General features: G+C 70.1%; 14 protein-coding genes. 1 reads left to right on the top strand and 13 read right to left on the bottom strand.

Annotation, left to right across the window (positions count from 1 at the left end):
- Positions 1-48 precede the first annotated feature (48 nt).
- The gene (locus VG296_RS29935; RefSeq protein ID WP_349259753.1) at positions 49-1,551 is read left to right on the top strand and encodes a CCA tRNA nucleotidyltransferase; all 1,503 of its coding nucleotides are present in this window, start codon (positions 49-51) and stop codon (positions 1,549-1,551) included.
- Here the strand turns inward: VG296_RS29935 and VG296_RS29930 are convergent.
- The 13 genes from VG296_RS29930 to grpE all read right to left on the bottom strand — a co-directional run.
- Complete coding sequence (locus VG296_RS29930) at positions 1,472-2,785, bottom strand: MFS transporter (protein ID WP_325571849.1); 1,314 nt, start codon at positions 2,783-2,785, stop codon at positions 1,472-1,474. The genes VG296_RS29935 and VG296_RS29930 overlap by 80 nt on opposite strands.
- A 281-nt stretch (positions 2,786-3,066) precedes the next feature.
- Positions 3,067-4,452, bottom strand: a complete 1,386-nt coding sequence (locus tag VG296_RS29925) for an aspartate aminotransferase family protein (RefSeq protein ID WP_325571848.1) — start codon at positions 4,450-4,452, stop codon at positions 3,067-3,069.
- Between the two features lie 89 nt (positions 4,453-4,541).
- Positions 4,542-5,825: an adenylosuccinate synthase gene (locus VG296_RS29920; protein WP_325571847.1), complete on the bottom strand. Its 1,284-nt coding sequence runs from the start codon at positions 5,823-5,825 to the stop codon at positions 4,542-4,544.
- A gap of 82 nt (positions 5,826-5,907) precedes the next feature.
- Positions 5,908-6,930 carry a class II fructose-bisphosphate aldolase gene (fbaA, locus tag VG296_RS29915; protein ID WP_325571846.1) on the bottom strand — a complete coding sequence of 341 codons (1,023 nt, stop codon included), beginning with the start codon at positions 6,928-6,930 and terminating at the stop codon, positions 5,908-5,910.
- A 54-nt stretch (positions 6,931-6,984) separates the two neighbouring features.
- Positions 6,985-7,755, bottom strand: coding sequence for a DedA family protein (locus tag VG296_RS29910; protein ID WP_325571845.1), 771 nt, complete (start codon positions 7,753-7,755; stop codon positions 6,985-6,987).
- 107 nt (positions 7,756-7,862) lie between these two features.
- Positions 7,863-8,420 carry an orotate phosphoribosyltransferase gene (gene pyrE / locus VG296_RS29905; RefSeq protein WP_325571844.1) on the bottom strand — a complete coding sequence of 186 codons (558 nt, stop codon included), beginning with the start codon at positions 8,418-8,420 and terminating at the stop codon, positions 7,863-7,865.
- Between the two features lie 130 nt (positions 8,421-8,550).
- The gene (locus VG296_RS29900; protein ID WP_325571843.1) at positions 8,551-9,369 is read right to left on the bottom strand and encodes a FadR/GntR family transcriptional regulator; all 819 of its coding nucleotides are present in this window, start codon (positions 9,367-9,369) and stop codon (positions 8,551-8,553) included.
- Between the two features lie 175 nt (positions 9,370-9,544).
- Complete coding sequence (locus tag VG296_RS29895) at positions 9,545-10,345, bottom strand: SRPBCC domain-containing protein (protein ID WP_325571842.1); 801 nt, start codon at positions 10,343-10,345, stop codon at positions 9,545-9,547.
- The gene (locus VG296_RS29890; RefSeq protein WP_325571841.1) at positions 10,281-10,907 is read right to left on the bottom strand and encodes a DUF2617 family protein; all 627 of its coding nucleotides are present in this window, start codon (positions 10,905-10,907) and stop codon (positions 10,281-10,283) included. The genes VG296_RS29895 and VG296_RS29890 overlap by 65 nt, the downstream gene beginning before the upstream one ends.
- A 135-nt stretch (positions 10,908-11,042) precedes the next feature.
- Complete coding sequence (clpB, locus tag VG296_RS29885; RefSeq protein ID WP_325571840.1) at positions 11,043-13,643, bottom strand: ATP-dependent chaperone ClpB; 2,601 nt, start codon at positions 13,641-13,643, stop codon at positions 11,043-11,045.
- A gap of 10 nt (positions 13,644-13,653) precedes the next feature.
- The gene (locus VG296_RS29880; RefSeq protein ID WP_325571839.1) at positions 13,654-14,136 is read right to left on the bottom strand and encodes a heat shock protein transcriptional repressor HspR; all 483 of its coding nucleotides are present in this window, start codon (positions 14,134-14,136) and stop codon (positions 13,654-13,656) included.
- Between the two features lies 1 nt (position 14,137).
- Entirely contained in the window at positions 14,138-15,310 is a 1,173-nt protein-coding gene (gene dnaJ, locus VG296_RS29875; protein ID WP_325571838.1) for a molecular chaperone DnaJ, read from the bottom strand.
- 33 nt (positions 15,311-15,343) lie between these two features.
- Positions 15,344-15,839: nucleotide exchange factor GrpE (gene grpE, locus VG296_RS29870; RefSeq protein ID WP_325571837.1), on the bottom strand; the 496-nt coding region annotated here is incomplete at its 5' end.

Genomic DNA, 15,839 nt, shown 5'->3' with positions numbered 1-15,839 from the left:
GAAATCCTATGGGGAGGTGAGCAGTCTTCTGAGCACGGCGGGACTGGAATGCGGGCCAGGGGGGTACTGCACTTACCCTTGGTTGACGTGTCTACCTCGGTTCCGGATCCCAAGCAGGCGGCGGTGCTCGCCCTGCTGCAGCTCAATCCCGTCGCGCTCGAGTTGGGAGAGCTGTTCACAGCCGCCGGACACGACCTCGCGCTGGTCGGCGGCTCGGTTCGGGACGCCCTGCTCGGCCGGCTCGGCGACGATCTCGACTTCACCACGGACGCCCGTCCCGAGGAGATCATGCGGATCGTGCGGCCCTGGGGCGAGGCGGTCTGGGACGTGGGCATCGCCTTCGGCACGATCGGCGTGCAGAAGGACGGCCTGAAGCTGGAGATCACCACGTACCGCAGCGAGGCGTACGACCGCGAGTCGCGCAAGCCGGCGGTGGACTTCGGCGACACCCTCGAGGGCGACCTGGTGCGCCGCGACTTCACCGTGAACGCGATGGCCGTACGGCTGCCCGGAATGCAGTTCGTGGACCCGCACAAGGGCTTCGAGGACCTGGCCAGGAAGGTGCTGCGCACGCCGGGCACGCCGCAGGAGTCCTTCGGCGACGACCCGCTGCGGATGCTGCGGGCGGCCCGGTTCGCCGCGCAGCTCGGCTTCGCGGTGGCGCCTGAGGTCGAGGCCGCGACGCGTTCGATGGCCGGGCGGCTCTCCATCGTCTCCGCCGAGCGCGTTCAGGCCGAGTTCTCCAAGCTGCTGCTCGCCGAGGACCCGCGCCGCGGGCTCGGCCTGCTGGTCGGCACCGGGCTCGCGGACCAGTTCCTGCCGGAACTCCCCAAGCTGCGCCTGGAGATCGACGAGCACCACCGGCACAAGGACGTCTACGAGCACACGCTGATCGTGGTCGAGCAGGCGATGGAGCTGGAGCAGGACGGCCCGGATCTGGTGCTGCGGATGGCCGCGCTGCTGCACGACATCGGCAAGCCGCGCACCCGCAAGTTCGAGCCGGGCGGCGGCGTCTCCTTCCACCACCACGAGCTCGTCGGCGCGAAGATGACGCGCAAGCGGCTGCGCGAGCTCAAGTACTCCAAGGAGTTCGTCGACGACGTCTCCCGGCTGGTCGAGCTGCACCTGCGGTTCCACGGCTACGGCGAGGGCGAGTGGACCGACGCCGCGGTGCGGCGCTACGTGCGCGACGCCGGGCCGCTGCTGGACCGGCTGCACAAGCTGACCCGCTCGGACTGCACGACCCGCAACCGGCGCCGGGCCGCCGCGCTGGCCGCCGCGTACGACGACCTCGAGGTCCGCATCGCGCGGCTGCAGGAGCAGGAGGAGCTCGACTCGATCCGCCCGGACCTGGACGGGAACCAGGTCATGGAGCTGCTCGGGATCGGCCCGGGGCCGGTCGTCGGGCGCGCCTACAAGTTCCTGCTGGAGCGGCGGCTCGACGAGGGCCCGCTCGGCTACGACCGGGCGGTCAGCGAACTGCGGGAGTGGTGGGCTCTCCAGCCGGAATCGGCGGTAGCGGCTCCGGGCCAGGCTCCTGCGGAATCTTGAGCGTGTACCAGAATCCGGTCAGCAGGTAGGCGCCGGAGACGATGCCGAGCACGGCGTAGGACTTGCCGTTCATCGGAAGCGTGGCGGCGGCGAACGCGGCGGCGACCACGAACGAGCCGTTGTACAGCATGTCGTAGAACACGAAGACCCGGCCGCGGAAGTCGTCGTCCACATTGCGCTGCACGAGCGTGTCCGTGCTGACCTTCTGGCCCTGCGAGAAGAATCCCAGCAGGAACGCGCCGATCAGCAGCGTCGGCTCGCGGAACGGCGCGCCGAATACGAGCTCGGCGATGCCGGCGGCGGTCAGGCACAACGGAATCCAGCGATGCAGGCTCAGCTTGCGGGCGACGAACGGAGTGGCCACCGCGCCGAGCCCGAAGCCGACGCCGGAGACGCCGACTGCGAAGGCGAAACCGGCCAGCCCGGCGTTGGTGTTCTTCGGATCGTTGAAGGCGTTGCGGAACAGCAGCAGCGTGATGATGGTCACCGCGCCGTAGCAGAAGCGGCTGACCGCGATCGCGGCGAGCGGCCGTCCGGCGGCGGGCCGCGCGATCACGTGCCGGGCGCCGGAGGCCACCCCGCGCGCGACGCTGGCCATGGCCGAGCGCCAGGGCGTCCGCGCGGGCGTGGCCGGGCCGAGTCCGTCCGCCGGGATGGTCAGCGCGACCAGGGCGCTGAGCACGTACAGGCACGCCGTGCAGACGAGTACGCCGCTGACCGAGCCCTGGCCGTGCCCGACGACCGCGTGCACGAGGACGCTGACGCCCGCGCCGATCGTCGTGGCCAGCGTGCCGAGGGTCGGGGAGACCGCGTTGGCGACGACCAACTGCTCGCCGGTGACCGTGTGCGGCAGTCCGGCCGACAGGCCGGCCAGGATGAACCGGTTCGCGGAGAACGCGGCGAGCGCGGCGAGGTAGAACAGGAAGCCGGTCGAGTTCGCCGCCGCGCAGGCCGCGACCCCGAGCACCAGCCCGGCGCGCACCAGATTCGCCCAGAAGAGCATCTGCCTGCGCCGCCACCGGTCGAGGAAGACCCCCGCGAACGGTCCGACGATGGTGAACGGCAGCAGCAGCACGGCGAAGGCCTCGGCCACCTTGCCGGGGGTGGCCGCGTTCTGCGGGGAGAACACGACATAGGTGGCCAGCGCGGCCTGAAAGGCGCCGTCCCCGAACTGGCCGGCCAGACGCACCGTCAACAGCAGTCGGAACCGGCGCAGGCCGGAAGCGAAGATCACCGTGCGTAACTGACGAAGGACCCTCACGCTACACAGGTTAGGTATCTTCCGGCCTAAGTGCGACCGAGGAATCGTGGCCGGGCTCGCGGGCCGATGGCTCTCGCCTGGCGGCGTTCTCGTGGCTCTTCGAGCCCGCTCCGCGAACGGTCGCCGCCCAAACCCGGGGCGAGTTCCTCCTCGGCCTTGCCAGACTCGGCCCTCGACCCGCTCCCTGATCCAGCCACGATTTCTCAGTTGCACCTACGCATCGTCTTCGCCGCCCAGGCCGGACGGTCCGGGACTCAGCCTTCGTAGTACGAGTCCGCGACCGTGAGCGCGGCGTCGATGCCGGCCAGGCCCTCGCGCGCGTCGTCCTCGGCGAGGTTCAGCGGCGGCGTGAGCTGCAGCCGGTTGAAGTGCGGCATCGGCCAGACGCCGTGCTTCTTGGCCTCCGCGAACACCGCGTTCATCGGCGCCGCGTCGGCTCCGGCGGCCGCGTACGGAACGAACATCTCGCGCGTGTCGCGGTTCTTGACCAGGTCAAGCGCCCAGAACGCGCCGATGCCGCGGACCTCGCCGACCGAGGGGTGCTTCTGCGCGAGCTCGCGCAGGGCGGGACCGAACACGGTGTCGCCGAGCCAGGCGGCGTGCTCGACGATCCGCTCCTCGCGCATGGTCTTGATCGTGGCGACGGCCGCGGCGCAGGCGAGCGGGTGGCCGGAGTAGGTCAGGCCGCCGGGGAACGCCCGGTTCCGGAAGGTGTCGTACACCTGGTCTGAAATGATCACGCCGCCGAGCGGGACGTAGCCCGAGTTCACGCCCTTGGCGAAGGCGATCAGGTCCGGCGTGACGCCCCAGTGGTCGACCGCGAACCAGGCGCCGGTGCGGCCGAATCCGGCCATCACCTCGTCCGCGATGTACAGGATCCCGTACTTGTCGCACAGCGCGCGCACGCCCGCGAGGTAGCCGGGCGGCGGGATCAGGATCCCGTTGGTGCCGACCACCGTCTCCAGCACGATCGCGGCGATGGTGCCGGGGCCCTGCAGTTGGATCGTCTGCTCCAGGTGGGCCAGCGCGCGCTCGGACTCCTCGGCCTCGGTCGTCGCGTAGAACGAGGAGCGGTAGAGGTACGGGCCGAAGAACTTCTGCACGCCGCCGTCGTGATGCCCGGCGCTCTCGTTCGCCCAGCGCCGCGGGTCGCCGGTCATGGTGATCGCGGTCGCGGTGTTGCCGTGGTACGAGCGGTACGCGGTGAGCACCTTGGGCCGGCCGGTGTGCACCCGGGCCATGCGCACCGCGTTCTCGATCGCGTCCGCGCCGCCGTTGGTGAAGAAGACCCGGTTCAGGCCCTCCGGCGCGTGCGAGGTGATCAGCTCGGCGGCCTCGGCGCGCACGTCGTTCGCGAAGGCTGGGGCGATGGTGCACAGCTTCGCGGCCTGCTCCTGGATCGCCGCGACCACCTTCGGGTGCTGGTGCCCGATGTTGGTGTAGACGAGCTGGCTGGCGAAGTCGAGGTAGACGTTGCCCTCGTAGTCCCAGAACCGGGAGCCCGCGGCGCCGGCCACCGGCAGCGGGGCGATCTGGTCCTGCGCGGACCAGGAGTGGAAGACGTGGGCGCGGTCGAGTTCGGCCACCGCCTTGCCCTTGTCGGGGTCGGCGGCGATGTGCGGCAACGCGGTGTCGGTCATGTCTCCAGAGTAGGAAACACCGATCGGGCCGCCCAACCGACACTGTGTACGGCTGGACGACCCGATTACGGCAACATGCTCGGCGGAACCTACAGGAACGACCTGATCTGGATGGTCGCGTTGCGGTCCTGGCCGACGCCGATGGCCGAGATCTGCGCGCCGGACAGATCTTCGAGCCGCCGCACGTAGGCCTGTGCGTTGTCCGGCAGGTCGGAGAACTCGCGCGCCTTGCTGATGTCCTCGTCCCAGCCGGGCAGGTACTCGTAGACCGGCTTGGCGTGGTGGAAGTCGGTCTGCGTCATCGGCAGCTCGTCGTGCCGCACGCCGTCCACGTCGTAGGCCACGCACACCGGGATCTGCTTCCAGCCGGTGAGCACGTCCAGCTTGGTCAGGAAGAAGTCGGTCAGGCCGTTGACGCGGGCCGCGTAGCGCGCGATCGGCGCGTCGAACCAGCCGCAGCGCCGGTCCCGGCCGGTGGTCACGCCGTACTCCCCGCCGATCCGGCGCAGCGCCTCGCCGTCCTCGTCGAACAGCTCGGTCGGGAACGGTCCGGCGCCCACCCGCGTTGTGTAGGCCTTGAGGATGCCGATACTCCGGGTGATCCGGGTCGGGCCGATGCCGGAGCCCGAGCAGGCGCCGCCCGCGGTCGGGTTCGAGGAGGTGACGAACGGATAGGTGCCGTGGTCCACGTCGAGCAGCGTGCCCTGGCCGCCCTCGAGCAGCACGACCTTGCCCTCGTCCAGCGCGTTGTTCAGCAGCAGCGCGGTGTCCGCGACGTGCGGGCGCAGCCGTTCGGCGTAGCCCAGGTACTCCTCCACGATCGCGTCGGCCGCGATGGCCCGGCGGTTGTAGATCTTCACCAGCATCTGGTTCCGGTCGCGCAGCGCGCCGTCGACCTTCTGCGCCAGGATGCCCGGGTCGAACAGGTCCTGCACCCGCACGCCGATCCGGTTGATCTTGTCCGCGTAGGTCGGGCCGATGCCGCGCCCGGTGGTGCCGATCCGGTTCTTGCCCAGGAAGCGCTCGGAGACCTTGTCGATCGTCCGGTGGTAGGGCGTGATCAGGTGCGCGTTCGCGGAGATGATCAGCTTCGAGACGTCCACGCCCCGGTCGATCAGCGCGTCGAGCTCCTGGAAGAGCACGGCGGGGTCGATGACCACGCCGTTGCCGATCACCGGCACGCACTCCGGGCTGAGGATGCCCGACGGCAGCAGGTGCAGGGCGTATTTCTGGTCGCCGATGACCACGGTGTGGCCCGCGTTGTTGCCGCCCTGGTAGCGAACGACGTAGTCGACGGATCCACCGAGCAGGTCGGTGGCCTTCCCCTTGCCCTCATCGCCCCACTGGGCGCCGACGAGCACGAGTGCCGGCATTCCGGGTACACCTCCGGGTACTACAAAGATTTAAGGCCCGGAGCGCAAGCGCACCGGGCCTCTTGCAACAGGAGCTTACCCGCTACTTCAGGCGGGTGCCAGCCGACCGCAGGTCCTGGCAGGCGGTGACCACGCGGGCGGCCATGCCGGCCTCCCCGGCCTTGCCGTAGGAACGCGGGTCGTACTGCTTCTTGTTACCCACTTCGCCGTCGATCTTGAGCACGCCGTCGTAGTTGCGGAACATGTGCTCGACGATCGGCCGGGTGAACGAGTACTGGGTGTCGGTGTCGACGTTCATCTTCACCACGCCGTAGTCCAGCGCCTCGCGGATCTCCTCGAGCAGCGAGCCGGAGCCGCCGTGGAAGACCAGGTCGAAGGGCTTCGGGCCCTTGCCGTACTTGGCGGCGACCGCGTCCTGGATGTCCTTGAGGATGGACGGCCGCAGCTTCACGTTGCCCGGCTTGTACACGCCGTGCACGTTGCCGAAGGTCGCGGCCAGCAGGTAGCGGCCCTTCTCGCCGAGGCCGATCGCCTCGACCGTCTTGATGACGTCCTCGGGCGTGGTGTAGAGCTTCTCGTTGATCTCGTTGGCGACGCCGTCCTCCTCGCCGCCGACGACGCCGATCTCCAGCTCCATGATGATCCGGGCCTTGGCGCACTGCTCGATGAGCTCCTGCGCGATCCGCAGGTTCTCGTCCAGCGGCACGGCCGAGCCGTCCCACATGTGCGACTGGAACAACGGCTCGAGGCCCTTGGCGACGCGCTCCTGGGAGAGCGCGACCAGCGGGCGCATGTACCCGTCCAGCTTGTCCTTCGGACAGTGGTCGGTGTGCAGCGCGATGTTCACGTCGTACTCGGCGGCGACCACGTGCGCGAACTCGGCCAGCGCGACCGCGCCGGTGACCATGTCCTTCAGGCTCCCGCTGAGGTACTCGGCGCCGCCGGTCGAGACCTGGACGATGCCGTCGCTCTCCGCCTCGGCGAAGCCGCGGATCGCCGCGTTCAGCGTCTGGGACGAGGTCACGTTGATCGCCGGGTAGGCGAAGGCGCCGGCCTTCGCCCGGTCGATCATCTCGGCGTAGACTTCCGGGCTTGCGATGGGCATGGGGGCTCCAAATCAATCCAAGCGACTCTGCGTCGTTATCCTCGCAGAGACAATCTACTTCCTGTGCCGCGCTCCAGCAGGCGAGACCCCGGCCGGCAGAGCGTCCTCGACGACGCCGCCGACGCGCTGCTGGTACTGCAGCTCCTGCTCGCGCTCGAAGATCTGCAGCTCGGTCTCCTCACCGCGCTTGGCCGCCCGGCGCTCCTTGAGCATCTCCAGCGCCAGCGGGATCAGCGTGATCACCGCGACGACCAGGGCGATCGGCAGGATCACGTTGTCGATGTTGCCCTTGACCTTGTCGCCGAGCTCGTAGCCGAGCACCAGCATCAGCTCGACCCAGAAGATGTTGCCGATGGCGCTCCAGAAGAAGAAGGTGCGCGCCGACATCTCGAGCATGCCGGCGAGCGGGTTCACGAAGGTGCGCACGCCCACGATGAAGCGGCTGACGACGACGGCCTTGGCGCCGCCGTACTTGTTGAAGTAGAACTCCGCGCGCACCGAGTACTTGCGCTTGAAGAAGCGGGAGTCCGGCTTGTCGAACAGCCGGCGGCCCAGCTTGGCGCCGGTGAAGTGGCCGACCTGCGAGCCGACGACGGCCACGATCGGGGTGCCGATCAGCAGCGCGGCGAAGTTCAGGTGCGTGCCGACGAGGGTGTTGGCGGCGCCGGAGGCCGCGACACCCGCGATGAACAGCAGCGAGTCGCCGGGCAGGAAGAACCCGACGATCACGGCGAGTTCCACGAAGATGATGACGTAGACGCCGACCACACCGAATGTGCTGATCAGCGACGCCGGGCTGAGTACGTTTAACGCTCCGTAGGTCACCGAAGCAGACTACAGGCGAACGACCAGTGCGCCGCGTCCTCCTCGAGGACGACTTCCGGATTGCGACGCGGCTGATACGCGCTCGTCGGCCGGCGTTAAGGCTCTTCTCACACCCCGAGATCCTCGACCTTGTACGCCGCGTAGTACGGCAGGCCCGCCGCCTCGATCGCCTTGGCCGCGCCGCGCTCGATGATGCACGCGACCGCCACCACCTCGCCGCCCGCCTCGCGCACCGCCTCGACCGCGGTCAGCGGCGAGTTCCCGGTGGTGGACGCGTCCTCGACGATCAAGACCCTGCGACCGGCCACGTCCGGGCCCTCGATCCGCCGCTGCAGGCCGTGCGCCTTGCCCGCCTTGCGCACGACGAAGGCGTCCATGTCGCGGCCCTGGGCGATCGCCGCGTACATGATCGCGGTGGCCATCGGGTCGGCGCCCATGGTCAGGCCGCCCACGGCGTCGAAGTCGAGGTCCTTGACCGTCTCCAGCATCACCCGGCCGACCAGCGGCGCCGTCGCGCCGCGCAGGTTGATCCGGCGCAGGTCCACGTAGTAGTCGGCCTTGAGGCCGGAGCTGAGCGTGAACTCGCCGCGGAACAGTGCCTTCTCCTTGATCTGCTCGAGAAGGGCGGAACGCTCGGCGCTGGGCTGCGGGTAGTTGACGGTCATGAAGCCAAATCCTAACGACCTGGATCGCCGCACCGGTCACCAGCCCGCCGCGGATCCCAACGGCCTTTGTCGTTCAGGGGGCCGTCAGGATCCTCAAGCGGAAATCCCACACGATCTTTAACGCCGCGCCTCAGCGCGACACGCCGGCCACCATCGGCCTGCGCCGCAGCGGCGTGGTGAGTACCGGCGGCTGGCTCGGCAGCGAGACCGGGGCGCCGTTCGGGCCCGACTGCGGCTCGGCGAGGTCGACCAGCGACTCGTCCGCCGGGACCGCCTGGGCCGGGATCGGCAGGCCGGTGATCCGCGCGTAGAGCCGCTCGGCGAACTCCTGGGCGCGCGGGAACGAGCCGCGGGCCTGGTCGGGGTCGTCCTCCGGCAGCGGCACGTCGATGGTCTCCACCACGCAGCGGGCCACCTCGTTCCCGGCAGCCTCGGACAGCACCCTGGCGAACAGGTGCGCGGCCTCGCGGTACGCGATCGGGTCGCCGAGGCCGGGCTCCGCGGGCAGCGCAGCGCGCATCCGGTTCAGGCACAGGTCGAGGTCGCGCCGCTGCTCCGGGGTGATCCGGCTGGCGGCCAGGTCGGCCATCAGCCCCTGCAGCGCGGTGCGCACCTCCTCGAGTTCGGTGGCGAGCGTCGTCGAGCCGCCGTACTCAAGCAGCACGCTGAGCACCATCGGGTCGAGGATGTTCCACTCGTTCTTCGGCCGGACGGTCGTACCGCGCCCGTGTCGGATGCGCAGCACCCGCTTCTCCTCGAGCGCCTTGAGCGCCTCCCGCAGGATCGTGCGGCTGACCGCGAACTCCTGCGCCAGGGCGGCCTCCGGCGGCAGGTCGCCGCCGGGCTGGAACTCGCCGTCCAGTATGCGCAGCAGCAACCGTTCGATCACGGCATTGGCCAGCCGACTGGGACGGACGACTCGGTGGGCGTTCCACCCTTCCACGTACATGGCGTTCGGCTCCTGGTGTAGAAGATCCGGGAATGCGGCTCACCTTAAGCTGAAGAATCGGCCATTCGACGGAGATTCAGCCGACAACCACTCGATCCGATGACAAGACTCACTCGTTAGTGACAGGAACGCCATGGCGCTACCGGCGGCGCCGTCGGCCGGGTCGAGCCGCAGCTCAGCGGCGGCGCAGCAGCCGGCGCAGGAACAGCGCGGCGAGGCCGAGCAGGCCGAGCGCGGCGGCGCCGAAGACCCACAGCGGGATGGACAGCAGCGGCCCGCGGCCCCGGCTCCACAGATCGGGTTCGGCCGACTGCTCGAACTCCGGATCGTCATCCGCGTCGGACACCAGGCGCAGCGGTGCCTTCGGGCTCGGGGTCGCGTCCTCGGCGTCGCCGGTGATCAGGGTGAGCGTCGGCACGTGCGGCTCGACGGGCGGCAGCGGGCCGCCGACCGCCGGCTCGGGCAAGGCGGGCACCGGCTTGGGCGTGGCCTCGGTCGCCGAGTCCGGCACGACGGTGAGCGTGGTCGGACCCTGCCTCGACTCCGGCGCGGTGTTCACCAACAGCTCGAACCAGCGGGGTATCAGCCGATGCGCGGCCTCGGCCAGCCGCTCGGCCGGGATCGTCGGCGACCGGCCGGAAAGCTCGAGCGACGGCGTGACCAGGATCCGCGTCCCGCCGCCCGCGGCCAGCAGCCGCAACTCGACGCGGCCGTCGATCGCGCCGTCGGCTCGGCCGTGCACGGCCTCGACCTCGAACACGGCGCGCAGTTGCTCGGGGACGAGCTCGACGAGCCGGGCGATCCCGCGGAAGGTGATACTGCGATCCCCGACGCGCAGCCGCAGCCTGGCGGCCACGCCCTGATCGGTGCTGGCCTCCACGACCAGGTTCGGCATCGCGCCGAGGAGCCGCTCAGGGTCGGTGACAGCTGACCACAGCAACCGGCGATGGACCGGCACCGTAGCTTCGTACGCCATCTACGCCTTCCCCAACATCGTCGCGTCTCGCCGGCCCTCGCTGCCTCGGGCTCAGCGTACGCCGGAACCCGGTTCTGGTGCGCACCAGCCTCCCGTCCTGCGGATAGCTGTGCCAGGTGGTCCAGCGTACGCCGGTCGGCGCGGCCTCGGGCAGCACCGCGGTCAATGCCCCAGGAGCCCCGGGATAGCAGCCCGCCAGGCTCTCGGAATTGGCCGAGACGGAGCGCGCGATCCGGCCTACCGCGCGGTCGAAGGCGGGGCCCGACAACGCCAGCGTCTCCGACTCCCACACGTACCCGCCGCCGGCCAGCCCGCGCGCGTCCCGCTCCGGGAGCGGGACGGCGAGCCCCGGCAGGCACGCGACCGTCTCCACGCAGAGCGGTCCCGCACCGTCCTCGCCCCAGACGAGCACCTGATGCGAGGCGCCCAGCAGCCGCAGCTCGAGTATCAGCCCGCCCAGCCGCACGCTGCGCACCGCGAGCGCCGGCTGGACCGGAAGGTTGAGGCTCCAGCACAGATCCTGAGCCCTGGTGTCTCGGTACGGTACGACGAGCTCCAGCACTACGCGCCTCCGATGCGTGCCCAATCCGTTCTGCCACGGACGAGGACACCCATGCGGGACGCGAATGACGGCACGCGGAAACCGATCACACTAAGGAGTGATAACTAAGCCGTAAGAGTGCAGGGAGCGTCTGAATCAGCCTGCGACGCTTACCACCAGGTGCTCGGCGGTCGGGTCTGTTTCGTCCTGGTCGACGTCGACGGTCACCGTGGCGCCGTCCGGCACGTGGCCGGCCAGGATCTCCTTGGCCAGCTGGTCGCCGATGGCGGTCTGCACCAGGCGGCGGAGCGGACGGGCGCCGTATGCGGCGCTGTAGCCGGTGAGTACCAGCCACTCCTGCGCGGCGTCGGTGACGTGGAGGGTGAGCCGGCGGTCGGCGAGGCGCTTCTGCAGTGAGGCGACCTGGTGGCGGACGATCAGGCCGAGTTCGTCGGTGCCGAGCGGGTCGAAGAGCACGATGTCGTCGAGGCGGTTGAGGAACTCCGGCTTGAACGAGGCGCGCACGGTCTGCATCACGAGGTCCTTCTTGGTCTCCTCGCTCAGTACCGGGTCCACCAGGAACTGGCTGCCCAGGTTCGAGGTGAGGATCAGGATCGCGTTGCGGAAATCGACCGTCCGGCCCTGACCGTCCGTCAGCCGTCCGTCGTCCAGCACCTGCAGCAGGACGTCGAAGACCTCGGGGTGCGCCTTCTCCACCTCGTCGAGCAGCACGACCGTGTACGGCCGCCTTCGCACCGCCTCGGTCAGCTGACCGCCCTCGTCGTAGCCGACGTATCCGGGCGGGGCGCCGACCAGGCGGGCCACCGAGTGCTTCTCGCCGTACTCCGACATGTCGATGCGGACCATGGCGCGTTCATCGTCGAACAGGAAGTCCGCCAGGGACTTCGCGAGTTCCGTCTTGCCGACGCCGGTGGGACCGAGGAAGAGGAACGAACCCGTCGGGCGGTCGGGGTCGGCGATTCCGGCGCGTGCTCTGCGGACGGCGTCGGACACGGCGCGCACAGCGGTCTGCTGGCCGATGAGGCGCTTGCCGAGCTCGTCCTCCATGCGCAGGAGCTTCTCGGATTCGCCTTCCAGCAGTCGTCCCGCCGGGATTCCGGTCCACGCGGCGACCACCTCGGCGATGTCGTCGGCGCCGACCTCCTCCTTGACCATCGCGTCGCGCTGGTTCGCGGCCTGCGAGGCCTCCGCCAGTTCGCGTTCGGCGGTGGGGATCTCGGCGTACATCAACCGGGAGGCCGCCTCGAAGTCTCCGTCGCGCTGCGCGCGCTCCGTCTGGCCGCGCAGGTCGTCGAGCCGCTTCTTGAGCTCGCCGACGCGGTTGAGGCCGGACTTCTCCTGCTCCCAGCGGGCGGTGAGTGCGGAGAGGTTCTCCTGACGGTCCGCCAGTTCGCGCCGAATGCGCTCGAGACGGTCCTTCGAACCGGGGTCGGTCGCCTTGTCGAGGGCGAGTTCCTCCATGCGCAGCCGGTCCACGGCGCGCTGCAGTTCGTCGATCTCCACGGGACGCGAGTCGATCTCCATGCGCAGCCGCGAGGCCGCCTCGTCCACCAGGTCGATCGCCTTGTCCGGCAGGAATCGCGAGGTGATGTAGCGGTCTGAGAGCGCGGCCGCGGCGACGAGCGCGCTGTCCGAGATCTGCACCTGGTGGTGCGCCTCGTACCGGCCCTTGAGCCCGCGCAGGATCGCGATCGTGTCCTCGACGCTCGGCTCGCCGACGAGTACCTGCTGGAACCTGCGCTCGAGCGCGGGGTCCTTTTCGATGCGCTCGCGGTACTCGTCGAGCGTGGTCGCGCCGACCATCCGCAGCTCGCCGCGCGCCAGCATCGGCTTGAGCATGTTGCCCGCGTCCATCGAGGAATCGCCGGTGGCGCCCGCGCCGACGACGGTGTGCAGCTCGTCGATGAAGGTGACGATCTGCCCGTCGCTGTCCTTGATCTCGGCGAGCACGGCCTTGAGCCGCTCCTCGAACTCGCCGCGGTACTTCGCGCCCGCGACCATCGCGCCGAGGTCGAGGGACACGAGGCGCTTGCCGCGCAGGGATTCCGGGACGTCGCCGGCGATGATGCGCTGCGCCAGACCTTCGACCACGGCGGTCTTTCCGACGCCGGGCTCGCCGATCAGCACCGGATTGTTCTTGGTGCGGCGGGAGAGCACCTGCACCACGCGGCGGATCTCCGAGTCGCGGCCGATGACCGGATCCAGCCTGCCCTCGCGGGCCTGCGCGGTCAGGTCGATGCCGTACTTCTCCAAGGCCTGATACGTCGACTCCGGGTCCTGCGACGTGATCCGGGTCGAGCCGCGGACCAGCTTGAAGGCCTCGCGCAACGCCTGGACCGTGGCGCCGAGCCGGACCAGCAGCTTCGCCGCGTCGTCCGCGCCGCCCGCGATGCCGACGAGCAGGTGCTCGGTGGACACGTACTCGTCGTTCAGGCGCTTGGCCTCGCCCTCCGCGGTGCTCAGCACGGAGCGCAGGCCGCGGCTGAGCGTCGGCTCGGCCACCGTGGACCCGGAGGCCATCGGCAGCCGCGACACCAGATCGCGCGCCGCCGCCGAGGCCGCCTGCGGGTCGACCCCGGCGGCCTCGAGCAGCGGTACGGCCGTGCCGTCCGACTGGGCCAGCAGAGCCTTGAGCAGATGCGCCGACTCCACCTGCGGATTGCCGGAGACCCCGGCGTCCTGGATGGCGTTGGAAAGAGCCTGACGACCCTTTGTAGTCAGCTGATCGACTTCCATGGAGAGCCTCTCAGTGCTGCTGCGGACGCCAGATCACCAGCGCGGTGGACCGGCCGAAGGCCGGCAGCGCCGGGAGCAGCGGGTTCGGCGCCGGGACGGTGGGCTGCGGTACCTGCGCGGCGGCGGTCGCGGTCGAAGGGGCCGGCAGCGCGACCGGGATCGTGGTCGCCGCCACCGCGGCCAGCGTCGCCTCCAGTTCGGCCACCCGCGCACGCAGCTCGGCGACCTCGTCCTGCAGGCTCCTGATGTGCTTGATGCCGGCCAGGTTCACGCCCTCGTCCTGGGACAGCCGCTGCACCTCGCGCAGCCGCTCGATGTCCAGCGCCGAGTAGCGCCGCCCGCGGCCCGCCGCGCGGTCCGGGCTGACCAGGCCGAGCCGGTCGTACTGCCGCAGCGTCTGCGGGTGCAGCCCGGACAGCTCCGCGGCCATCGAGATCACGTAGACCGGAGCGTCGTCCGGCAGCGGGTTGCCCCTGTTGTCGCGGATGTTCATCTCAGGCGCCTCCGTCCTTGGCCTGCTTCAGCAGATCGGCTCGCACGTCGTTGCCCGCCGTCGCGGTGCGGAAGGTCTCCAGCGCCGCCTTGGCGTCGTCGTTCAGATGCACCGGCACCGCCACCTCGAAGGTGACGAGCAGGTCGCCGCGGCCGCCGTCGCGCAACGGGGCGCCCTTGCCGCGCACCCGCATCGTGCGGCCGTTCGCGCTGCCCGCGGGCAGCTTGACCGTCACCGGCATCCCGCCGAGCACCGGCACCTTGATGTCCGAGCCGAGCACCGCCTCGGGGAAGGTCACCGGCACGGTCACCGTCAGGTTGTCCCCGTCCCGCCCGAAGACGAGATGCGGCTTCACATGCACCACCACGTAGAGGTCGCCGGACGGTCCGCCGCGCTCGCCGGGAGCGCCCTTGCCCTTGAGCCGGATCCGCTGTCCGTCCTTGACCCCGGAGGGGATGCGCGCCTGCAGCGTGTGCGTCGAGGCGGCACGGCCGGAGCCGTTGCAGGTCGGGCACGGCGTGTCCACCACGAGTCCGCGGCCCTTGCACTCGCGGCAGGGCTCGGAGAACGCGAACCCGCCCTGGTTGGTGCTGGTCTGCCCGGTGCCGGAGCAGGTCGGGCAGACCCGCGGCGTGGTGCCGGCCTTGGCCCCGGTGCCGGAGCAGGCCTGGCACGGCTGCTCGCTGGTCATCCGCAGCGGGATGGTCACGCCGTCGATCGACTGCATGAAGCTGATCGAGGCCTCGGTCTCGACGTCCGCGCCGCGCCGCCCGGTCCCGGCGGTGCCGGTCGGGCCCGGCTGGCCGGGGGTGCGGCCGCGGTTGAACAGGCCGCCGAGGATGTCCCCGAGGCCGCCGCCGCTGCCGCCGCCCTGGTTGTTCAGCAGGTCGCCGAGGTCGAACGGGAACCCGCCGCCGCCCGGTGCGCGGAAGCCGCCGCCGAACAGCGACCGGGCCTCGTCGTACTCCTTGCGCCGCTTGTCGTCGGACAGGACGTCGTAGGCCTCGGAGATCTCCTTGAACTTCTCCTCGGACTTCACGTCCCCCTTGTTCGCGTCGGGGTGGTACTGGCGGGCCAGCTTCCGGTACGCCTTCTTGATGTCGGCGGTCGTCGCGTCCTTGGCAACGCCGAGCACCTTGTAGTAGTCCTTCTCCACGTAGTCTTTGGTGCTCATCGCTTAAGCCTCAGCCTTTCGCAACCGACGAAGTCAATCCGAGTCAGCGGGTTGGGCCACGGCGACCCGGGCGACCCGGAGGATCCGCTCACCGAACTTGTACCCCGGCTGCAGGACCGCGGCCACCGTGTCCGGTTCCAGTTCGTCGGTGGACTGGTGCATCAACGCCTCGTGCAGGTTCGGGTCGAAGTGGTCGCCCGTCGCGCCGAACTGCTCGAGCCCCATCTTGGTCAGCACGGAGTCCAGCGACTCGGCGACCCGCCGGAAGCCGCCCTCCAGCTCGCCGTGGTCACGGGCCCGGCCGATGTCGTCGAGCACGCCGAGCAGCTCGCCGATCACCTTGCCCTGGGCCAGTTCCACGACCTGCTGCCGGTCCCGCTCGACGCGCCGCTTGTAGTTCACGAACTCGGCCTGCAGGCGCTGCAGGTCCGCGGTCCGCTCGCTCAGCTCGTGCTGCGCGGTCTGCAGCTCGTTGGTGCGTTCGGCCACCTTCTGGATCAGGTCGGCCACCGCGAGGTCGGCCACGCCC

Source organism: Actinospica sp., assembly GCF_035552695.1.
Taxonomy (GTDB): Bacteria; Actinomycetota; Actinomycetes; order Streptomycetales; family Catenulisporaceae; genus Actinospica.
The sequence above is the reverse complement of the archived record's forward strand: the minus strand, read 5'-3'. Positions and strand labels throughout refer to the sequence as shown.